The organism is Mucilaginibacter sp. P4_G9, from assembly GCF_056400985.1.
The window spans coordinates 1-20,781 of record NZ_JBFUKF010000011.1; the positions used below are offsets into that span (position 1 = coordinate 1).

Below are 20,781 nucleotides of genomic sequence, written 5' to 3' on the forward strand. Positions count from 1 at the left end.
GCGCAGCTATTGGCGTGGCCATGGTATCTCGCATTGCAAAAAACTTCCAGGATTATTTTACCAATATTATTACTCAAAAGGTGGGTGCCGAAATGTACGCCGATGGTCTGCGTCATTCGCTTGAATTACCTTACCAGGTTTTTGAAGACCAGCGCAGCGGCGAAACTCTGGGCATATTACAAAAGGTTCGGTTGGATTGTGAAAAGTTTATTACCGCCTTTATCAGCATATTGTTTGTATCACTTATCGGGATGGTATTTGTTATTGTGTACTCGGTAAGTGTTAGTTACCAGGTAACACTGGTATATTTTGCAGCGATACCTATCATCACTTTTGTGAGCATGGCCATGAGCCGCAAGATTAAAACCATTCAAAAAAAGATTGTTTCAGAAACTACAGCCCTTGCCGGTTCAACTACCGAATCATTAAGGAACATCGAGCTGGTAAAAAGCCTCGGCCTTGCCAAGCAGGAAATAGAAAGACTGAATAACACCACTTATAAGATCCTTGATCTGGAACTTAAGAAAGTAAAATACGTACGTAGCATGAGCTTTGTGCAGGGTACAACGGTAAACTTTGTACGTAGTGTAATGGTGGTTGTACTATTGATGCTCATATTCAAAACCACCATATCGCCAGGACAATATTTTAGCTTTTTATTTTACTCATTCTTTTTGTTTAACCCGTTGCAGGAGTTAGGCAATGTGATCCTGTCCTGGCGCGAAGCGGAAGTATCCCTGGGTAACTTTAAGGGAATTTTGAGTACGCCTATTGACAAAAAACCTGAGAAGCCAGTATTGCTCGAAAAAGTGAATACCTTAACCTTCAGTAATGTTACCTTTAAGCACTTAACGGCCAATCGCAACGCGCTAAACCACATCAGCTTTGAAACCAATACCGGCGAAACTATTGCTTTTGTTGGTCCTTCGGGCTCAGGGAAAACTACACTGGTAAAATTACTGGTAGGCTTATATCAACCATTGGAAGGGGATATTTTATACAACAATATTTTAAGTAAGGAGATCGACCTTGACCAATTGCGCGAAAAGATAGGTTTTGTTACACAGGATACGCAGTTATTCTCGGGTACTATTCGTGAGAACCTGCTGTTCGTTCGCCCCAATGCTACCGACGAGGAGTGCATGAACGTATTACAGCGTGCGGCCTGCCAAACCTTGCTGGCCCGGGCTGATAAAGGCCTGAGCACCGTAATTGGTGAGGGTGGTGTAAAAGTATCCGGAGGAGAGAAACAACGCCTCTCCATAGCCCGCGCGCTGTTGCGTAAGCCAGATATCCTGGTGTTTGACGAAGCTACGTCGTCATTAGATTCCATAACCGAAGAAGAGATCACCGAAACCATCCGCAACGTATCCGAACTGGAAAACCATGTTACTATCCTGATAGCCCATCGCCTGTCAACCATTATGCACGCCGATTGCATTTACGTGCTCGAAAAAGGCCGTATAATTGAACAGGGAAGGCATCTGGACCTTATAACTCAGAAAGGCCTTTACTATGCCATGTGGCGCCAGCAAATAGGCGAGAAGCTTACCGTGGAGGTAGAGTAGGGTGCGGATTTCAGATGTGCAAATTTTGAATCAAGCGACAAGGCGTTACCATCACCTTATTGCGAGTATAGAATTTAGCAAAACTCCCAACGGAAATAACGTTTGAAAGATTTGTCTTCCTGAACCAAGTGAAGGATCTATTCGCAAACTTTACCGGGCGAAGAAGCATGGCGAACAATAGATCCTTCACTTCGTTCAGGACGACAAGAAAGTTTTTCTTGGAAAAAACCTCATGCTCATGTCCAAGGACTAACCACCATAGTTCCCCCTTCAGGGGGTTAGGGGGCTAAACATTCTTATCATCAATGATCTTAAAAAATTCATCGCGGTAGGTGTCGCCTACCGGGATAATCTTTTCCCCTATCTGGATGCGGCTGCGTTCGATGCTGTCAATTTTGTTTAAGGCCACGATGTATGATTTATGTACCCTTACAAAATGCTTTTCGGGCAGGGCGTCTTCCATCTTTTTCATCCCCTGCAGCGTAATGATGCGCTCGGCAGGGGTAAATATGGATATGTAATCCTTCAGGCCTTCAATAAACAAAATATCGTGCAGGTAAACCTTTTGTATTTTATGCTCGGTTTTTACGAAGATAAAGTCTGTCGAAAAATCATCCTGTTGCGCGGGCTCCGACTGGATAACGGTTTTGGTAACCGGCTGTATAATAGTTTGCGCTTTTTGTACCGACTTAAAAAACCTGTCAAAAGCTATTGGCTTTAATAGGTAATCAACCACATCCAATTCATATCCTTCAAGCGCGTATTGCGGGTATGCGGTTGTTAATATCACTTTGGCCTTGCCATTGGCAATTTTTAAAAACTGTATGCCGGTAAGCTCTGGCATTTGCACATCTAAAAACACCAGGTCGATATTGCCTGCCTGTACCAGTGTAAGGGCCTCAATAGGATTGGTTGTGGCTTTCACCAATTGCAAAAAAGGCATTTTGGATATATAATCTTCCAATATATGCAGCGCTAAAGGCTCATCATCAACTACCAGGCATCTGATCATGCTGTAAAAATAAGTGTTAAAATGATTTAAAAATTAAATTTTTTTATTCCTGTTAAAACGGTGTTAACTCTACCGATTTATAAAAGATCTCGGCCCCTTCTGATTGCAGTAGGATCCGTCCTTCGGCCACCGAACCTGTACCCCAGTTCACCAGGTGTTCGTTTACATAATGTTCTATCTGGTTGCCGTTGCAAATGATCTCCAGGGTGTTCCATTCGCCGCGGGGTTTTTCAAAATCTGCCGTGCGGAAAATATGCTTCTGGTCCCATGCTACTTCCCATTTATTTGGCGAATCTACATTGGTATGTTTTACGCACCAAAAGTCGCCGCAATCCTGTTCCTGTATTTGAAACTCTATTGATTTTGGCCAAACTGTATCCTTTTCCATTAATCCAAAATGGTAAAGAATGCCCGCGTCACGCTTGCCTTTCTGGCGTGGAAAGTACTGTTTGGTGCCCCACTTAAATACTACTTTGAGGTAATAATTGGAGTACGATTTTAAGGTGCTCATATACCCAAAGTACTTGCCCATTACATGCACTGAACCATTTTCCACGGCGAAGTTGTTATGGATATCATTGTTTTTACCCAGCGTATCTAAAAATGTATACCAACCTGTTTTATCCTTGCCGTTAAACAATTTTTGTACATTGATCTCCCTGATCCATATGTTGCGGAACGATACCGGGAACTCATGTTCCTGTAATAACAATGGCTGTGCAAAATTATGCTTCGTGTATTTTGGCTGACCAACATGCGCTACTGTGCCTTTTATTGCCACATGGTTTTGCACCAGCACGCCATTATGCAAAACAGTAATGTATGCCGGCGTTTTAAGTGAGCTATCCAGGTTAAAACGCGGAGCGGTATAAATAATATCATACTTTTGCCAAACCCCGGGTTTAAGCGAGGCGTTCACCAAAGGCACATGTTGTTTGTAAACAGAGCCTGCCTGCCCGTTGGAGTAGGTGCGGTTTTTATAACTATCCAATATTTGCAGTTCGTAACGGCTTTGCATGATCACGCCGCTGTTGCCACGCTCCTGGCCCTCACCTTTAACTATTGCTGGCGTACGCCATTCGATATGCAGCTGGCAATCCGCAAAGTTTCTCCTGGTGATGATGGATCCGCTGCCTGGCTTAACGGTGAGGATACCATCCTTAATCGTCCAGCCTGGCGRCATTCCTTTTTGATTGGTCCACTCATTAAGGTTTTTTCCATCAAATAGTATAATAGCATCCGATGGAGCTTTATTACCCACACCCGGTAATACTACAGCCGGTTCCGGATCCCATACTTCAGTAAGTTTAGGATCATTTTGAGCTGAAGCATTGTATCCGCATACGGCTAACCAAAGGAAAAGTAAGGTGGTTTTTAACTGGTTCATGGTTTGGTTATTATCTTATAAAACTATAGATAATTCGCAAGTATAGGTGTCTGCTTCGTCCCTGATATTTAAAGTATATTTTCCGGTATAGAGCAAATTAAGTCGCCTTTGCACATTAGTTAAACCTATGCCGCCTATGGCATCACGATTATGGGTATGCTTTTTATTCTGAATGTAAAAGTGAAGCTTACACTCTTCAACATTAATGAGCAGTTTTATAGGCGTCATTACATCATTAGCCACGCCGTGTTTAAAAGCGTTCTCGATAAAAGCGATAAGCAGCAAAGGAACGATTTGCTGGTTGGTTACATCTCCCATTACTTTAAAATCAATAAATGCCTTATTCCCGAAGCGGATCTTTTGCAGGTCGATATAGTTGTGCAGGTATTGGAGCTCCTTACTCAAATCAACCTTGTTGTCATTACACTCATAYAGCATATAACGCATAATTTCTGATAACTTCAGAATCGCTTCGGGTGTTGTTTCAGATCGCTGATAGGCAAGCGAGTAAATGCTGTTTAGCGAGTTGAACAAAAAATGAGGGTTTATCTGTGATTTCAGGAAGGCCAGTTCGGCGCTCAATCGTTGATTTTCCAGTTCGCGCTGGATGCGTTCGTTCATGAACCAGTCGGTTGTAAATTTGAGTACAGTACTCAGGAAAACAAATATCAAACTGGCAAAAACCGTACTGAAAAAATAGGCAGTAAAGCTGATGGTCTGGCCTTTCATACGGGTAAGTACTATATCCTTGAAAAGCAGGCCCATACCATATTTCCCAATACCATAAACAACAATAGTGATTACGATAACAAAGGCATAAGCCCAGTAACGTTTTTTATCAAGGAATTGTGGGATATATACAAGAAAGTTAAGGTAAAACAAACTGATATTGATTGCAGGATATAACAAAAATATAACCAGTAATTGTTTGGTATTCAAGTGATCATTGAGGGTTGCGAGGAACACGAAAAACGAGATCATGGCCAGCCAAAAAAGTAAATGCCAGAAAATATGCCAGGCTGTTTTTGTAATACGGGTTTGTTTATCTGTTGAAATAGAATCCTGCATTGCTGTGATTAAATACCTTATAATATACCAGTGGTAACGGCATGTAATTTAATATTTTGATTGTTATACAAGTGGATATTTATATATAGTAATTTATTTTGTCGATGAACCGGCTTTAATGATCGATGAACCGGTTAAAGTGTTAAAAAAACAGTTCATCTATAAACTCTGTGTGTTGGTCTAATACTTTTTAGCAGGTGACGAAATAAGTATTTCTTTGTTCTATCAAATCACTTGCAATGAAAACGCTTATCAAAAATTCAAATCCTTTTATCATGTTACTGATACCTGTAATGTTTGCCTTAATTTTAGGGGTAAGCTATCAGTTTGAACAAAAAAAGGAATCATGTATAATGGGGAATTCAGCTGTACATGCTACGTCGTTGTTTTACAAAGGTATAACCCTTGTTAAAACTGTTTGCTCTATAGCAAAAAGTAACGATGTATGGTAATCCGTACCGAAGGATTATCTTTCAACTTCGGCGATCAGCAGGTTGTTAAATCATTGGGCCTGCAAGTTCCTGAGGGAAGCATATATGGTTTTCTTGGCCCAAACGGCGCCGGGAAAACCACTACCATCAAACTCCTGTTAAACCTGCTAAAAGTACAAAGTGGCAGCATCCGCATATTTGAACAGGATATTCAACACCACCGCATCAATATACTATCACAAATAGGTTCACTTATTGAGCAGCCTGCTATTTACCTTCATCTTAGCGGGAAAGAAAATTTACTTAATCGTGCCCTGTTGTTACAGGTACCCATAAAGCGGGTTGACGAAATGCTGACCCTGGTACAGCTTACCAATGCTGCCGATAAAAAAGCAGGGCAGTATTCCTTAGGTATGAAACAACGCCTGGGCATTGCGCTGGCCCTGCTTGCCGATCCCAAGCTTCTTATATTGGATGAGCCAACTAATGGCCTTGATCCCAACGGAATTATTGAAGTACGTGAGCTTCTCATCAAACTGGTAACTAAATATAACAAAACCGTATTTATATCAAGCCATTTGCTGGCCGAAGTGGAACGCATGGCTACCCACGTAGGTATCATTAATAATGGCGAGCTGCTTTTTCAGGGAAGCATAGCCGAGTTGCAGGCATTGAGCCAGCCGTTGGTATGCATTGAGGCCGATAATACGGTAGATGCCGCCAATTTACTTACCCGCAACGGTTTTAAGGTTACCGATGTTACCGATAAATACCTATATGTAACATACGTAAGTAAAGAAAAAACCGCCGAGATCAATTCCTTACTACACCGCAATGGCTACGCTATATATAGTATTGGGAAGCAGCAAAAAGACCTTGAGCGATTATTTTTAGATATTACCCAAAATGCCTGAACCATATGAAAGGATTTATATTATCGTTCCGGTCGGAGTTTTATAAGAGCCGCAAAACCTTGGGATTTTGGGCCTCTGTTTTACTGCCATTACTCATATGCTCCCTGCTTTTTGTAGGATTTCTTGTTAAAAGTGAAAAACTTGCGGGCACGCCTCCAATGATGCTATGGGTGCAGTTTGCCGGCGCTATAATGGGCATAATGGGCTCGTTACTGTTGCCCATGTTTACCATTTTTATTGCGTACTCTGTAAATAGTATCGAACATAAATCAGATACATGGAAAAGCTTATTTAGTTTGCCAATATCAAGATGGTCTGTATATGGGGCAAAGTTTACCTATGCTATTTTCCTGATACTTGTAACGCTTGCACTATTTGTACTATTCACCATTGGCTTTGGTAATTTATTAAGTGTGGTAAAGCCCGACCTCAGGTTTGATAATTACCATATGGAGAAACAACTTGCAGAAATGTATTTTAAGCTGTTTTTATCATCATTAGGCATATTATCAATACAGTTCCTGCTGAGCTTACTTTGGTCGGATTTTTTGAAGCCAATGGGTATTGGCTTTGTTTGTACTATAACGGGTGTAATTTTAGCATCCAAAAATTGGGAGTATTGTTACCTTTTTCCTTATTCGCATCCAATGGTGGCTATAACTACCATGATGCGCCACGGAGACAAGCGGATAACGGAAATACAAATAGATGTGTTCACTAAAGATGTATTTGTAAGCCTGGCGGTAGGAGTGGTTGTTTTTATAGTGGGTTATTTTATTGTGCTAAAAAAGAGCGTGAAATAGATGCATGGTTGAGTGGGTATGCAGATATTTCAATATAATTTATTGTTCGTCGGCACACTAAAATAATAGGCCCTCAGCTTTTGGCATGTCACATTTGTAAAACAACAATGACTCAAAAACTGGTTTATAAAATTGGTTTTGCAGCATTGGAGACAACCTTTAAGGTGCGGCAAAAAACATGTGTTTATCCTCACCTTATGCCTTTCATCTCAAAAAGAAAAAAACACTTTCCACTTATCGTATTTTTCCCTACATTTGCGGGCTAATTGTTGCTCATTGAAATCGCTTAGAACATATTCGATTCCTTTTACAGGACTTAAGCTGGGGAAACACCAGTTTGAATTTACTGTTGATGACGCTTTTTTTAACGAATTTGAATATTCGCTGGTTAAAAAGGCTAACTTGCAGTGCTCCGTAGATTTGGATAAACAGGAAACAATGATCATTCTGAATTTTGTGATCAAAGGCACCGTTGATGCAAATTGCGATAGGTGTTTGGCCCAATATCCACAATTGCTGGATATTGCCGAACAACAGATAGCTAAATTTAGCGAGGAGCCAATTGATGAGGACGATGAGATTATCACCCTTAGCAAAAATGATCACGAGATCAATATCGCGGGGTTAATATATGAATATATAAATGTTGCCATGCCATTTATATCGGTATGTGACAACGAGGGTAACACCCCATATTGTGATACAGAAATGCTCGAAAAGTTGAAAAACCTTTCGGGAAACGAAGAACAAACCGAGCATACAGACCCACGGTGGGATGTACTCAAAAAAATAAATAAATAATAAACATAACAGGATCATGCCACATCCAAAACGTAAAATATCCAAATCAAGAAGAGATAAGCGCAGAACTCATTACAAAGCTGTAGCCCCATCATTAACTACCTGCCAAACTACAGGTGCCATACATTTGCCGCACAGAGCTTATACTGTTGATGGTAACCTTTACTACAACGGTAAAGTACTTATTGAGAAAGCAGCTGTAGCATAAGTTTATTTTCTGAAAATGAAGATTGGCTTAGATATTATGGGCGGTGATTTTGCTCCCAAAGCAACTGTTTTAGGAGCAATCGAAGCTTATAAGGCTTTATCTGCCGACCAAAAACTGGTACTTATTGGAGATAAAGAAGTCGCTGCTACTATTCTTCAAGAAAATAATGTTAGCCCCGATCATTTCGAGTTTGTACATACAACCGAAGTGATTGGTATGGGCGAACACCCTACAAAAGCTATTGTACAAAAACCAAATTCGAGTATTTCGGTTGGTTTTCAACTGCTTAAGGAGGGACAAATTCAGGCGTTCTCGTCGGCTGGCAACACTGGTGCTATGCTGGTTGGTTCTATGTTTAGTGTAAAAACTATTCCGGGCGTGGTGCGCCCTGCAATGACCACTATTGTACCCAAACTTGAAGGAGGTTTGGGTATTTTGTTGGACGTAGGTGCCAATGCCGATTGTAAACCCGAAGTTTTATTGCAGTTTGGCATATTGGGCAGCTTATTTGCCCAGGCGGTTTATAATATTGATAACCCGCGTGTAGCACTCATTAACATTGGCGAAGAGGAAGAGAAAGGTAATATTCTTTGCCAGGCCACCTATCCTTTAATGAAGGAAACCAAGCTGTTTAATTTTGTTGGTAATGTTGAAGGGCGCGACTTATTTAGCGAGGGGGCCGATGTTTTTGTGTGCGATGGTTTTACAGGCAATGTAATATTAAAGCTTGCCGAAACGTTTTATGTTATCACCCGCAAAAAACAGTTTAAGGATGAGTTTTTCGATAGGTTCAACTATGAACAATACGGTGGCAGCCCTATTTTGGGTGTAAATGCTCCCGTTGTTGTTGGCCATGGCATATCAAATCCCGAGGCTATTAAAAACATGATCCTTTTATCAAAAAACATGGTTGAGAGCGGCCTGGTTGATAAAATAAAACAAGCTTTTCAGTAAAAATATAAAGATGAGTAAAATTCATGCCGCTATTACTGCTGTACATGGTTACGTGCCCGACTACGTATTAACCAACCAGGAACTGGAAACATTGGTTGATACTAACGACGAGTGGATTGTGAGCCGTACAGGCATTAAAGAGCGCCGTATATTAAAGGGCGAAGGTTTGGGTACATCTGATTTGGCTGTACCTGCTGTGCAGGCATTACTAAAAAAACGCGGTATCGGTGCCGAAGAACTTGACCTTATTATTTTTTGCACCACTACACCCGACTTTGTTTTCCCGGCTACCGCAAATATTTTAGCAAATAAAATTGGCGCAAAAAACGCCTGGGGATATGATCTTTCGGCTGCATGTTCGGGCTTTATATTTGGCCTTGCAACAGGTTCACAGTTTATCGAGAGCGGCAAGCATAAAAAAGTATTAGTAGTTGGCGGTGATAAAATGTCATCAATAACCAACTATCAAGATAGGGCTACCTGCATTATTTTTGGCGATGGCTGCGGTGCCGTTTTGCTTGAACCCAATGATGAAGGCAACGGGATCATGGATTCCATATTAAAAAGTGATGGCTCGGGCGTTGCTTACCTGCACCAAAAAGCAGGAGGATCTGTAAAGCCCGCATCACATGAAACAGTTGATGCCCGTGAGCACTATGCTTACCAGGAAGGCCAGGCTGTTTTTAAATTCGCGGTTACCAATATGGCCGATGTGGCTCATGAGGTAATGGAACGCAATAACCTAACTGCCGATGATGTTGCATGGCTGGTACCTCACCAGGCCAATAAACGCATTATTGATGCCACCGCAAGGCGCACCGGCTTAAGCGATGATAAGGTGATCATTAACATTGAACGTTACGGCAATACAACAAACGGCACCATTCCACTATGTTTATGGGAGTGGGAAAGTAAATTTAAAAAAGGCGATACCCTTATTTTAGCGGCCTTTGGCGGCGGCTTTACCTGGGGTTCCATCTACCTAAGGTGGGCTTATTAGATGTACAGATTATAGATGTGCAAATATGGCGCGATGTATATTAGAAATTTAAAACATCCAACCATTATTAAATGTTAAATTGCGTAATAGGTAATAATTATAAATATAAAATCGCATATTAATACCGTTAATTAACTAATAAATAAGAGGTAAAAATAATCTGCACATCTGCATATTTGCACATCTTAAATCTGCACATTTGCAATTAACTTAGATAATAAAACTTTGTCCCAAACCAATTAATCCCACTATGGATATTAAACAAATTCAGGACCTTATTCGCTTTGTGTCAAAATCGGGCGTAAACGAAGTGTCAATTGAGCAGAAAGATTTTAAGATCACTATAAAAACCAACGAGACACAGCCGCAAGTTATTCATGCCAGCATACCGGCACAAACTGCTCCAGCTGCGTTGCCGGCAGCCCCGGTTGCAATTGAGCCAGCTGCTCCTGCACTACCTGTTGGTCCGGATACATCTAAGTATCTTACTATCAAATCGCCGATGATTGGTACTTTTTACCGCTCGGCAAGTCCTGATAAACCATTGTTTGTAAATGTTGGCGACGAAATTAAAGCAGGCAGCGTGGTTTGTATCATTGAAGCCATGAAGCTTTTCAACGAAATTGAATCAGAAATATCGGGCCGTATTGTGAAAGTACTGGTTGATAACTCATCGCCGGTAGAGTACGACCAACCTTTATTTTTAGTAGAACCTATATAACGATGTGCAAATGTGCGGATTTCAAATGTGCAGATGATTTTTAATTCATTTGCACATTTGTAGTTTACACAATTGAACATCAATCATTAATATTTTTCATCTGCATATTTGCACATTTGTAATTTGCACATCAAAGAAACCATGTTTAAAAAAATATTAATAGCTAACCGGGGCGAGATAGCCCTGCGAATTATCCGTACCTGCAAAGAGATGGGTATTAAAACCATAGCTGTATATTCAACTGCCGACCGAGATAGCCTTCATGTACGTTTTGCTGATGAAGCTGTTTGTATAGGCCCCCCTCCAAGCCGCGATTCTTATTTGAATATTCCTAACATCATTTCGGCTGCCGAGCTTACCAACGCGGATGCTATACATCCGGGTTATGGTTTCCTATCAGAAAATGCCAAATTCTCGGCTATTTGTGCCGATTACGGAATTAAATTCATTGGTGCTACTGCCGATCAGATCAACTCAATGGGCGATAAAGCTTCAGCTAAAGAAACCATGAAAAAAGCCGGTGTACCTATTGTGCCGGGATCTGATGGATTACTTACTGATATTAAATCGGGTATCGCTATAGCTAATAAAATAGGCTACCCCGTAATACTAAAAGCAACTGCAGGTGGCGGTGGCCGCGGTATGYGTATTGTTTGGCAAGACAGCGAGTTTGAGAACGCGTGGGATTCTGCCCGTGCCGAATCTGGCGCTGCCTTTGGCAACGATGGCCTGTACCTTGAAAAATATGTTCAGGATCCGCGGCACATCGAGATCCAGGTAGTGGGTGATCAGTATGGTAAAGTATGCCATTTGTCTGAACGGGATTGTTCTATTCAACGCCGTCACCAAAAATTGGTTGAAGAATCTCCATCACCATTTATGACCGAAAAACTTCGCAAAAAAATGGGCGAAGCTGCTATAAAAGGAGCGAAGGCTGTAAAATACGAAGGTGCCGGTACTGTAGAGTTTTTGGTTGATAAAGACCGTAACTTCTACTTCATGGAAATGAACACCCGGATCCAGGTAGAACACCCGGTTACCGAAGAGGTGATCAACTTCGACCTGATCAAAGAACAGATTAAGGTTGCATCGGGAATTCCGATCTCTGGTAAAAATTACGAGCCAACCATGCATGCCATTGAGTGTCGTATCAATGCCGAAGACCCTTATAACAATTTCCGCCCTTCACCCGGTAAAATAACCAATTTTCATTCGCCGGGCGGACATGGTGTACGTATTGATACCCATGTTTATACGGGGTATGTAATACCGCCAAACTATGATTCTATGATAGCAAAAGTAATTTGCTGCGCTCAAACACGCGAGGAGGCTTTAAGTACCATGGAGCGCGCCTTAAGCGAGTTTGTAATTGAAGGTGTAAAAACAACCATCCCTTTCCACCTGAAATTGTTAAAGGATGCAAACTTCCGTGCAGGTAATTTTACTACCAAGTTTATGGACACGTTTGAAATGTAAAATAAATTCAAACTATCTTCATACAATAGAACGTACTTAGCACAATAGCGTTAATACAGCGGTATTAAATATATAATGAGCGACAATAAATTAATTAAAGCCATAAAGGATAAAGGCAAAACGATGGAGGCAGAAATGTCGTTCTTCGACCATATTGAAGCTTTAAGATGGCATTTGATACGGGCCTCCATAGCAATTGTAGTATTTACCAGCGTGGTTTTTTATTATTACGATTGGATTTTTGATACCGTTATTATGGGTCCCAGCAAGCCAACCTTCTGGACTTACCGGATGCTTTGCGCGCTGGGTGAGGCCCTGCATCGCCCTGGTTTTTGTATTGATAAAATTAACATCCAGCTCATAAATACCGAGATGGCCGGGCAGTTTACCCTGCAAATTAACTCATCATTATTAATTGGTATCACATTAGGTTTCCCCTACCTGTTGTTTGAATTATGGCGCTTTATACGTCCGGCGTTGCATGAAAAAGAACGTAAAGCAGCATCGGGTTTTGTGTTTTACGCAACCGGCCTGTTCATTACAGGAGTTTTGTTTGGTTACTATGTTATTACGCCCGAGTCGATCAATTTTCTTTCGGGTTATACAGTAAGTTCATCAATCCATAATTTATTTGATATCGACTCCTACATTTCATCTGTGGCTACATTAACCCTGGCAACAGGTGTAGTTTTTGAGCTGCCCATTTTAGTGTATGTATTATCAAGCCTGGGCGTACTTACAGCTAAGTTTATGCGCGACACCAGGCGGTATGCAATAGTTGCCATATTGGTTGTAGCTGCTGTTGTAACCCCTACACCTGATATGATGACCATGACTGTGGTAAGTATCCCGCTATTTATTTTATACGAAGTAGGTATCCTGGTATCGGCGGTTGTGGAAAAAAGGAAATTGAAGAGAGCGGAAGCTGATGGCTTTTAAATGATGTGCAGATTTCAGATTTCAAATGTGCAGATGAAGAAGTAAATCTATTTTAGATAAGCTGATAATAAAAAAACTTATTGAAAGCCTCATCGTTTATTAGCGGTGGGGCTTTGTTTATTAAGCCACAATTTGCACATTTGAAGGATACAATGCTTAACTTAATTAATGTACGCATACGCAGCTCATCATCTGCGTATTTCCACATTTGAAATCTGCATATCTAAATTACATGACCAATCTCCCGCCATTAGCCGAACGTCTGCGCCCGAAATCGTTAGATGATTATGTGGGGCAAAAGCATCTTGTTGGTCCGGGTGCGGTTTTGCGTAAGGCAATTGAATCGGGAGCGTTGCCTTCTATGCTGTTCTGGGGGCCACCAGGGGTGGGTAAAACTACATTGGCCTATATCATTTCGCAATCATTATATCGCCCGTTCTTTTCGCTTAGCGCAATTAATTCAGGAGTGAAGGATGTTCGCGAAGTAATAGAAAAAGCATCTTTGTTAAAAGAACAAGGCGAAACGTTGCCCATTTTGTTTATTGATGAAATTCACCGTTTTTCTAAATCGCAGCAGGATTCATTATTGGGTGCGGTTGAGCGGGGCATAGTTACGCTGATAGGTGCAACAACAGAAAATCCTTCATTCGAGGTGATCTCGGCCTTGCTGTCGCGATGCCAGGTATACATTTTGAAACCTTTGGAAGAGGAGGACCTGCTGAACCTGCTTGATAAAGCCATGAAGGATGATGTTGTGCTCAAAGAAAAGCGCATTAATATAAAAGATCATGAGGCCCTGCTGCGCTTATCGGGAGGTGATGCCCGTAAGCTGCTCAATATATTTGAACTGCTTGTAAACGCTTTTGATAGCCCAGAGATAGTTTTAACCGATGAGGTAGTACTGGAGCATGTACAGCAAAATATGGCCCTGTATGATAAAACAGGCGAGCAACATTATGATATCATTTCGGCCTTTATCAAATCTATGCGTGGCAGCGATCCCAACGGGGCCGTGTATTGGCTGGCCCGGATGATCATTGGTGGGGAGGATCCGCTATTCATCGCCCGCCGTATGCTCATCCTGGCGTCTGAGGACATAGGAAACGCCAATCCAAATGCTCTTTTGTTGGCACAGAGCTGTTTTGAAGCAGTGAACAAAATAGGCATGCCAGAGTCGCAACTGATATTATCGCAAACAGCCATTTATTTGGCAACGTCAGCTAAAAGCAACTCGGCCACAACAGCCATTGGAGCAGCAATGGCATTGGTACGCCAAACCGGCGATCTCCCTGTTCCGCTGCACCTGCGCAACGCACCCACCAAATTCATGAAAAATATAGGCTACGGTAAAGATTATAAATATGCTCATAGCTATGAAGGCAATTTTACCGACCTCGATTTTTTACCGGATGCAATCAGGGGAACAAAAATATACCAGCCGGGTAACAATGCTAAGGAAAACGAATCAAAAGAGAAGTTGAAAAAACTTTGGGGCGATAGGTATAAGTATTGATTCACACGAGTTACACTAATTGAATCGAATTTCACGAATTGATTCAAACGAATTGAAGTATTTAATTCGGGTCTCACGAAATAGCATATGGAAGCCAGTTATTTCTTTTGAGTTTAATGTTGTCAGCTTCAGGTAGTTGGTTTTAAAGTTTTTGAAAATCGAATGGATTCGTACAATTCGCGTTTGTTTAAATTAGTGTGTATATGGTAACATCCTTCATCAGTCATGAATTAAAAGCTTTTTGGCGATCAAAAAATACGGGGAAAAGTATCGCCATACGGGTGGTGATGGGCGTTTTCATCCTTTACCTGTTTATAAATGTGCTTGTCGTTGGGTTTTTACTGGATAAATTTTTGGAGCACGCTTTTCCTAACGAGGAAGTGATCATCCCTTTTTGTGGTATCATCCTCATTTATTTTCTCTTTGATCTGCTCATGCGGCTGCAGTTTCAGGAATTGCCCACACTTAGGGTGCAGCCTTACCTGCATCTGCCCATAAAAAGGAATTTCCTGGTGAAGTATCTGGCCTTAAGTGCAACATTATCCGTATTTAACCTGTGGCCCTTTGTGCTGTTTTTACCCTTTATTTTTAAGGCGATTGCCCCGGATTCGGGAGCGGTAATTGTTTCGGCTTTTATTATCGCTATAGCTGGCTTTACTCTATTTAACAACTACCTTGCACTTTATCTTAAAAGGAAATCAAATATTAATGGCTGGGTATTTTTAATTTCGGCGGCTGTTTTGATCCTGATAATTGTAAGCGATTTTTTATGGCATATCACATCCCTACGCGCTGTCTCTTACGTCTTCTTCGGTAAATTACTTACCATGCCAGCTTTGGCCTTGGTGCCGGTTAGCCTTGGCGTGGCAATGTATTATTTAAACTTTGTATATCTTAAACAAAACCTTTACCTCGAGGATCTTACCGCGCACAAGGCAAGCTCCTATAAAAGCAGTACCGATATCCCCTTCTTATCAAGGTTTGGTTCTGTTGGCGATTTAACTGCTAACGAAATTAAACTGGTTTTACGTAATAAACGGTCGCGCTCGGCACTGGTTATGGGGTTATTTTTTTTGTTTTACGGACTCACATTTTATTCTAACCCCCACTTTGGCGACGGTTACAAGGTCTTTGCTGGCATGTTCATGACGGGTATTTTCATTATCAACTATGGCCAATTTATGTTTGGCTGGCAGGCATCACACTTTGATGGTTTACTGGTAAGCAAAATAAACTTTGCCGATTTTATTAAAGCCAAGTACCTGCTGTTTACCGCTATCTCAACCGTGTTTTTTATTCTCACCATACCTTATGTTTATTTTGGATGGCGTGTGGTAATGATACACTTTGTGATGTACCTGTGGAACATTGGCGTAAATACCCCCATGGTGCTGTATTTTGCCAATCGCAATTTTAAAAGGCTCGATCTGTCAAAAGGTACGGCACTCAATTGGGAAGGCGTTGGTGCCACACAATGGATCCTGTCGCTGCCGCTTATCATTACGCCGTTTATCATTTATAGTCCGTTCGCGTTATTGAAACATACGGATATCGGGCTTGCTTTAATAGCGGTTATTGGCATAACCGGTGTCTTAACCCGCGACTACTGGATAAAAGTGCTCGAAACAGATTACTACACCAAAAGATATACCATAGCCGAAGGCTTCAGAAATAAATAACCATGATTGAAATTAATAACCTTAAAAAAGTATATAACGGCATTACGGTAGTAGATGTGCCCCACCTGCTGATCGGCAAAGGCGAAAGTGTAGGCCTGGTTGGTAATAATGGTGCTGGTAAAACTACCCTGTTCCGCATGATCCTTGATCTCATCCGCCCGGAAACCGGGCAGGTATTATCAAATGGCGAAGTGGTGGCCGGTCATGAAAACTGGAAAAACTATACCGCCTCATATCTTGATGAGGGCTTCCTGATAGATTACCTAACACCAGAGGAATACCTGTATTTTATTGGCGGCCTGCATCAGCAAAGCAAAGCCACGGTAGATGAAACCCTATCGCAATTGGGCGACTTTTTTAACGATGAGATACTAAAGAAAGGCAAATACATCCGCGATTTATCTAAAGGGAACCAATGCAAGGTTGGGGTGGCATCGTGCCTGCTGCAAAATCCACAATTGCTGATGCTGGATGAGCCTTTTGCCAATATTGACCCAAGTACGCAGTTCAGGCTAAAGAATATGCTGAAGGATCAGAATAAAAACAAAGGGGTTACCAATATAGTATCCAGCCATGATCTTAACCACATCACCGATATTTGCGACCGGATCCTGCTGATGGAAAAAGGTGTGATCATTAAGGATATTGCCACCAGTTCATCGACATTAAAGGAGTTGGAAGATTATTTTGGGGTGGGGCAAACCGCCGAGGAGCCTACGCCTTTTATTTTAAAGGTTGACGAGGAAGAGAATCATTAAGAAAACGGATTATATTTTGGAAAGACTTACGAAGTTTAACCCGGTAATATGGTTTTTGGCCTCGTTAAGGGCTTTGCCGTTTAAAAACTTAACAAGTCTAATTATCGATCAAATTTACCTAAATTGTCTCGAAAATCCATTACATGAAAAAAATCCTCTTTGTAAGCCTTATTCTGCTTGTTTCATTAAAAGCCATTGCGCAGCAAGCTGACCAGGATGCTGTAAAGCAAACCATCAATACTATGTTTGATGCAATGCGCAAAGGCGATAGTACCATGCTGCGGTCGGCCTTTCATAAAAATATTGTTTTCGAGGGGATCTCAAACAAAAAAGATGGCACAGTTTCATTGGATATTGATAACCCCAATGATTTTATAAAAACTGTTGGTACGCCGCATAAAGAAATCTGGGATGAGCAGATCATCTTTAAAGATATTAAAATTGATGGCGACCTGGCAAGTGTTTGGACGCCTTATAAGTTTTATTTGGGCAAAACCTTTAGCCATTGCGGGGTAGACGTTTTTTCACTCATGCGTACACCTACAGGCTGGAAGATTATTTACGTTGTTGACACCCGGCGTAAGGATAATTGCCCGGAGTAAACTACAACGTCCCTAATTTCACCATCCCATAAAACAAGCCGGCGCAATGCATAGCCTGTACAACTTTGTTTTCCAGGAGTAATTGTTTCACTTGGGGAATGGAGTATTCTTCAACAATTAATTCCTCATATTCATCCAATGATTGTTCCTGTACTTTTTTGCCTCCCTTAGCCAAATAAGTAAATGTTTGATTGTTGGCTGTGGATGGGTTGCCGTAAACGGTACATAGTAGTTCAAAATCATCAAACTGGTAACCTGTTTCTTCCAGCAACTCACGGCGCAGGCCATCAACCGGCGATTCATCACCATCAATTACTCCACCCGGAATTTCGAGCGATATAATGCCTGCTGCATGGCGGTATTGCTTTACCATAAGCACTTTATTATCTTCGGTAACGGCAACTGCATTAACCCAGTTGCTGTATTCTAAAACATAGTAATCGTCAACAATTTTGCCACTGGGCATTTCGCAGCGGTCAATGCGCAGTGTAGCCCACGGACCTTTATGTATATATTTAGATGAAAGCAGTTTCCAGGTAAGATTTTTACTCATAGTTGTTTTTTATAAATTGATAGATGGTATTTTGTTTGTTAATATTTTCAAATGACGAGCTATGGTGCTTTTTCTCCAGCAATTCAAAAAGCATCAATATTTTTTGTAGGGTAGCTAAAGTTTCTGGCGAGGGGGTAAATGGCTCAGTATGCATGTATAGTAATTGCGCCAAAGCTTCCAGTTTATCGGCTTTATAATTTCCTTTTACCAGTAACAGTTCAAAATCTTCGGCAGTTAATGCTAATAATTCATCCAGCTTTATATTAAACTCATTTTGCAGCATGGTATCTGCAAGCTTGATAAATTCATCCGGTTTTGCCTGTTCTTTAAAACCCGCAATACGCGCCATCATGAGTGAGATTTTCTCCAACTCATTTAAAATATAATCTTTATGCATTCAAAGGTAAATTTGGGCTGGCTATCAATAATTCAAAACTTAGCAATTCTCTAATTAATTCTACCAGCTGCCGCTTGAACCGCCGCCTCCGCCGCTGCCGCCGCCGAAACCTCCAAAACCGCCGCCACCGCTACCGCCACCTCCTCCAGAGAACCCTCCCCAGTCAGAACCGCTGCTGCGGCCACTACCACCAAGTAGACTGCCGGCCAAAAACCACCAGAAGGGGCTTGCGCCACCTCTGCGGCCAATGATTTGGCGGCCACCACCGCCACCACGGTTACGGAATACCAGTATCAGGATAACTACTATGATAATGATCACAATAAACCCGCTGCCGCCACCTTTGCTCGCCTGTTCTTTTGGTTCGGCTTTATATTCGCCTTTCATGTACTTCATGAGGCTGTTGGTTGCAGCCTCCAGTCCGCCGTAATAGTCACCCTGCTTAAAGTGAGGTTTCATATCCTTTTGGATGATCTCCTGCGTAATCACATCCGGTACAGCGCCTTCGGCGCCGTACCCGGTTTGGATACTCATTTTGCGGTCGCTGATGGCAACCAACACCAAAATGCCATTATTCTTCTTTTTCTCGCCGATACCCCATTTACGCAGCAATTGCACACCGTAGGCATTAATATCATAGTTGCCGGTTGATCTCATGATCACAACCGCTATTTGCGTAGATGTAGAATCGTTAAAGGCAACCAGTTTGTCTTCCAGCTTTTGCTTATCGGCCGCTGATAGGGTATTGGTATAGTCGGTAACCAATGTAGTTGAGCGCTCAGGGAGCTCCTGGGCAAATGCAATAGCGGTACAAAGTGCCAGGCTACAAAATATGATGAATTTTTTGAACATGTATTTCATTGATTATTCGCCATCCATAAAAGCAATATCATCGGGCAACTCGTTAGCATCGCCGGTATTATGCGGGAAATATTTTTGAAGCTGTTCGCCGGCTATTTTTAAACCGGTAACAATTCCTTCAACAATAWCGCCATACTTAAAATGCTTAAGCATTTCTTCTTTTGTATCGTCCCAGAAATTGGCCGGTACAACCTGGTTTATACCTGCATCACCAATAATGGCAAACTTGCGGTCTACAGTGGCTACATAAACAAGCACCCCATGACGCAGGGCGGTTTTATGCATATTAAGCTGGTAAAAATATTTTGCGGCGCGATCAAGTACATCCTCACTGCACTTTTTTTCTATACAAACCCGTATTTCACCAGTACTGCGGTTCTCAGCATCCTCAATAACCTTGCGGATCCGCTGCTGTTCTTCTTCGTTAAATACTGCCATTTGTTTTTGTGGTTACACTGATTTTATTTGTGAAACTAAAAAAACTAAAACTGAACCTTCGGGGCTTTGTCTGACCCAGGCTCGGCAGTAAAATATCCTTTTTCGGAAAAGCCAAACATTTTAGCGGTGATGTTAGCCGGAAACGAGCGGATCTTGGTATTGAATTCCTGTACGGCAGTATTAAAATCCTGGCGGGAAACCTGTATGCGGTTTTCTGTACCTTCTATCTGTGCCTGTAGTCCCAAAAAATTCTGGTTAGTTTTCAGATCAGGGTAGTTTTCTGTAACTGCCAGCAACCTACCTAAGGCCGAGCTTAATTCTCCCTGGGCAGCCTGGAAAGCTTTGATAGACTCCGGGGTTAGTTTAGTAGGATCAACCTGAACTGATGTTGCTTTGGCACGTGCCTCAACAACGGCGGTAAGAGTGCTTTTTTCAAAGTTGGCTGCACCTTTAACAGTGTTTACCAAATTTGGTATCAGGTCGCTGCGGCGTTGATATTGGCTTTGTACAGCGGCCCATTGAGTTTTTACATTTTCGTCGAGCTTAACCATGCTGTTGTAGCTGCACGAACTTAGGGACATGGCAACCGTGACAACTAATATTACTGATAATAGCTTTTTCATTGATGGTTTGTTTTTTTAGATATGTTTTCGATTAGATTACAAAACGCATACCGTTGTTACAAAAGGTACGGTTTA

The 20,781-nt window shown here is 41.7% G+C and carries 23 protein-coding genes; 15 read left to right on the forward strand and 8 right to left on the reverse strand.

Features of this window, described 5'->3' with window-relative positions; translation table 11 throughout:
- Positions 1–1,568 (forward strand): ABC transporter ATP-binding protein (locus AC1DPZ_RS02465; protein WP_477401015.1); only part of this gene is annotated, 1,568 nt, incomplete at its 5' end.
- A gap of 286 nt (positions 1,569–1,854) precedes the next feature.
- Here the strand turns inward: AC1DPZ_RS02465 and AC1DPZ_RS02470 are convergent.
- The 3 genes from AC1DPZ_RS02470 to AC1DPZ_RS02480 are packed head-to-tail and all read right to left on the reverse strand — an operon-like array spanning position 1,855 to position 5,035.
- On the reverse strand, positions 1,855–2,580 hold the full coding sequence (locus tag AC1DPZ_RS02470; RefSeq protein ID WP_477401016.1) for a LytR/AlgR family response regulator transcription factor: 726 nt from the start codon (positions 2,578–2,580) through the stop codon (positions 1,855–1,857).
- Positions 2,581–2,632: 52 nt separating this feature from the next.
- A complete protein-coding gene (locus AC1DPZ_RS02475) occupies positions 2,633–3,967 on the reverse strand; it encodes a 3-keto-disaccharide hydrolase (RefSeq protein ID WP_477401017.1) in 1,335 nt (444 codons plus the stop codon).
- A gap of 15 nt (positions 3,968–3,982) precedes the next feature.
- The gene (locus AC1DPZ_RS02480; protein ID WP_477401019.1) at positions 3,983–5,035 is read right to left on the reverse strand and encodes a sensor histidine kinase; all 1,053 of its coding nucleotides are present in this window, start codon (positions 5,033–5,035) and stop codon (positions 3,983–3,985) included.
- A gap of 239 nt (positions 5,036–5,274) precedes the next feature.
- Here AC1DPZ_RS02480 and AC1DPZ_RS02485 point away from each other — a divergent pair, with 239 nt between their 5' ends.
- From AC1DPZ_RS02485 to AC1DPZ_RS02550, 14 genes are all read left to right on the forward strand, one after another.
- Complete coding sequence (locus AC1DPZ_RS02485; RefSeq protein WP_477401020.1) at positions 5,275–5,487, forward strand: hypothetical protein; 213 nt, start codon at positions 5,275–5,277, stop codon at positions 5,485–5,487.
- Positions 5,481–6,380, forward strand: a complete 900-nt coding sequence (locus tag AC1DPZ_RS02490) for an ABC transporter ATP-binding protein (protein ID WP_477401021.1) — start codon at positions 5,481–5,483, stop codon at positions 6,378–6,380. Before AC1DPZ_RS02485 ends, AC1DPZ_RS02490 begins: the two co-directional genes overlap by 7 nt.
- Before the next feature lie 5 nt (positions 6,381–6,385).
- Entirely contained in the window at positions 6,386–7,183 is a 798-nt protein-coding gene (locus AC1DPZ_RS02495) for an ABC transporter permease (RefSeq protein WP_477401022.1), read from the forward strand.
- A 276-nt stretch (positions 7,184–7,459) separates the two neighbouring features.
- A complete protein-coding gene (locus AC1DPZ_RS02500) occupies positions 7,460–7,984 on the forward strand; it encodes a YceD family protein (RefSeq protein ID WP_477401024.1) in 525 nt (174 codons plus the stop codon).
- A gap of 16 nt (positions 7,985–8,000) precedes the next feature.
- The gene (gene rpmF / locus AC1DPZ_RS02505; protein WP_295716420.1) at positions 8,001–8,192 is read left to right on the forward strand and encodes a 50S ribosomal protein L32; all 192 of its coding nucleotides are present in this window, start codon (positions 8,001–8,003) and stop codon (positions 8,190–8,192) included.
- Positions 8,193–8,207: 15 nt separating this feature from the next.
- Positions 8,208–9,146, forward strand: coding sequence for a phosphate acyltransferase PlsX (gene plsX, locus AC1DPZ_RS02510; protein ID WP_477401025.1), 939 nt, complete (start codon positions 8,208–8,210; stop codon positions 9,144–9,146).
- 10 nt (positions 9,147–9,156) lie between these two features.
- Complete coding sequence (locus AC1DPZ_RS02515; RefSeq protein WP_477401026.1) at positions 9,157–10,146, forward strand: beta-ketoacyl-ACP synthase III; 990 nt, start codon at positions 9,157–9,159, stop codon at positions 10,144–10,146.
- 250 nt (positions 10,147–10,396) lie between these two features.
- The gene (gene accB / locus AC1DPZ_RS02520) at positions 10,397–10,867 is read left to right on the forward strand and encodes an acetyl-CoA carboxylase biotin carboxyl carrier protein (protein ID WP_477401027.1); all 471 of its coding nucleotides are present in this window, start codon (positions 10,397–10,399) and stop codon (positions 10,865–10,867) included.
- A gap of 141 nt (positions 10,868–11,008) precedes the next feature.
- Positions 11,009–12,343: an acetyl-CoA carboxylase biotin carboxylase subunit gene (accC, locus tag AC1DPZ_RS02525; protein ID WP_477401029.1), complete on the forward strand. Its 1,335-nt coding sequence runs from the start codon at positions 11,009–11,011 to the stop codon at positions 12,341–12,343.
- A 75-nt stretch (positions 12,344–12,418) separates the two neighbouring features.
- On the forward strand, positions 12,419–13,282 hold the full coding sequence (gene tatC / locus AC1DPZ_RS02530) for a twin-arginine translocase subunit TatC (protein ID WP_477401030.1): 864 nt from the start codon (positions 12,419–12,421) through the stop codon (positions 13,280–13,282).
- 232 nt (positions 13,283–13,514) lie between these two features.
- Entirely contained in the window at positions 13,515–14,795 is a 1,281-nt protein-coding gene (locus tag AC1DPZ_RS02535) for a replication-associated recombination protein A (protein ID WP_477401032.1), read from the forward strand.
- A gap of 203 nt (positions 14,796–14,998) precedes the next feature.
- Entirely contained in the window at positions 14,999–16,474 is a 1,476-nt protein-coding gene (locus tag AC1DPZ_RS02540) for a DUF5687 family protein (RefSeq protein ID WP_477401033.1), read from the forward strand.
- Positions 16,475–16,476: 2 nt separating this feature from the next.
- Positions 16,477–17,232 (forward strand): ABC transporter ATP-binding protein, encoded by a 756-nt coding sequence (locus AC1DPZ_RS02545; protein WP_477401035.1) that lies wholly within the window; start codon positions 16,477–16,479, stop codon positions 17,230–17,232.
- Between the two features lie 143 nt (positions 17,233–17,375).
- A complete protein-coding gene (locus AC1DPZ_RS02550) occupies positions 17,376–17,834 on the forward strand; it encodes a nuclear transport factor 2 family protein (RefSeq protein WP_477401037.1) in 459 nt (152 codons plus the stop codon).
- Between the two features lies 1 nt (position 17,835).
- On the opposite strand, the gene AC1DPZ_RS02555 is transcribed toward AC1DPZ_RS02550, so the two are convergent.
- Genes AC1DPZ_RS02555 through AC1DPZ_RS02575 form a run of 5 tightly spaced genes read right to left on the reverse strand, consistent with a single transcriptional unit; the run spans position 17,836 to position 20,706 of the window.
- Complete coding sequence (locus tag AC1DPZ_RS02555; RefSeq protein WP_477401038.1) at positions 17,836–18,387, reverse strand: NUDIX hydrolase; 552 nt, start codon at positions 18,385–18,387, stop codon at positions 17,836–17,838.
- Positions 18,380–18,784 carry a hypothetical protein gene (locus tag AC1DPZ_RS02560; protein WP_477401040.1) on the reverse strand — a complete coding sequence of 135 codons (405 nt, stop codon included), beginning with the start codon at positions 18,782–18,784 and terminating at the stop codon, positions 18,380–18,382. Before AC1DPZ_RS02560 ends, AC1DPZ_RS02555 begins: the two co-directional genes overlap by 8 nt.
- A gap of 60 nt (positions 18,785–18,844) precedes the next feature.
- On the reverse strand, positions 18,845–19,636 hold the full coding sequence (locus AC1DPZ_RS02565; protein WP_477401042.1) for a TPM domain-containing protein: 792 nt from the start codon (positions 19,634–19,636) through the stop codon (positions 18,845–18,847).
- 12 nt (positions 19,637–19,648) lie between these two features.
- Positions 19,649–20,083, reverse strand: coding sequence for a TPM domain-containing protein (locus tag AC1DPZ_RS02570; protein ID WP_477401044.1), 435 nt, complete (start codon positions 20,081–20,083; stop codon positions 19,649–19,651).
- A 44-nt stretch (positions 20,084–20,127) separates the two neighbouring features.
- Positions 20,128–20,706, reverse strand: coding sequence for a LemA family protein (locus tag AC1DPZ_RS02575; protein WP_477401046.1), 579 nt, complete (start codon positions 20,704–20,706; stop codon positions 20,128–20,130).
- Positions 20,707–20,781: the final 75 nt, after the last annotated feature.

Coding starts and splice junctions, on each gene's coding strand:
- AC1DPZ_RS02470 (WP_477401016.1), bottom strand. CDS start 2,580: ATGATCAGATGCCTGGTAGTTGATGATGAGCCTTTAGCGCTGCATATA.
- AC1DPZ_RS02485 (WP_477401020.1), top strand. CDS start 5,275: ATGAAAACGCTTATCAAAAATTCAAATCCTTTTATCATGTTACTGATA.
- AC1DPZ_RS02490 (WP_477401021.1), top strand. CDS start 5,481: ATGGTAATCCGTACCGAAGGATTATCTTTCAACTTCGGCGATCAGCAG.
- AC1DPZ_RS02495 (WP_477401022.1), top strand. CDS start 6,386: ATGAAAGGATTTATATTATCGTTCCGGTCGGAGTTTTATAAGAGCCGC.
- rpmF (WP_295716420.1), top strand. CDS start 8,001: ATGCCACATCCAAAACGTAAAATATCCAAATCAAGAAGAGATAAGCGC.
- plsX (WP_477401025.1), top strand. CDS start 8,208: ATGAAGATTGGCTTAGATATTATGGGCGGTGATTTTGCTCCCAAAGCA.
- AC1DPZ_RS02515 (WP_477401026.1), top strand. CDS start 9,157: ATGAGTAAAATTCATGCCGCTATTACTGCTGTACATGGTTACGTGCCC.
- accB (WP_477401027.1), top strand. CDS start 10,397: ATGGATATTAAACAAATTCAGGACCTTATTCGCTTTGTGTCAAAATCG.
- tatC (WP_477401030.1), top strand. CDS start 12,419: ATGAGCGACAATAAATTAATTAAAGCCATAAAGGATAAAGGCAAAACG.
- AC1DPZ_RS02535 (WP_477401032.1), top strand. CDS start 13,515: ATGACCAATCTCCCGCCATTAGCCGAACGTCTGCGCCCGAAATCGTTA.
- AC1DPZ_RS02540 (WP_477401033.1), top strand. CDS start 14,999: ATGGTAACATCCTTCATCAGTCATGAATTAAAAGCTTTTTGGCGATCA.
- AC1DPZ_RS02545 (WP_477401035.1), top strand. CDS start 16,477: ATGATTGAAATTAATAACCTTAAAAAAGTATATAACGGCATTACGGTA.
- AC1DPZ_RS02550 (WP_477401037.1), top strand. CDS start 17,376: ATGAAAAAAATCCTCTTTGTAAGCCTTATTCTGCTTGTTTCATTAAAA.
- AC1DPZ_RS02555 (WP_477401038.1), bottom strand. CDS start 18,387: ATGAGTAAAAATCTTACCTGGAAACTGCTTTCATCTAAATATATACAT.
- AC1DPZ_RS02560 (WP_477401040.1), bottom strand. CDS start 18,784: ATGCATAAAGATTATATTTTAAATGAGTTGGAGAAAATCTCACTCATG.
- AC1DPZ_RS02565 (WP_477401042.1), bottom strand. CDS start 19,636: ATGTTCAAAAAATTCATCATATTTTGTAGCCTGGCACTTTGTACCGCT.
- AC1DPZ_RS02575 (WP_477401046.1), bottom strand. CDS start 20,706: ATGAAAAAGCTATTATCAGTAATATTAGTTGTCACGGTTGCCATGTCC.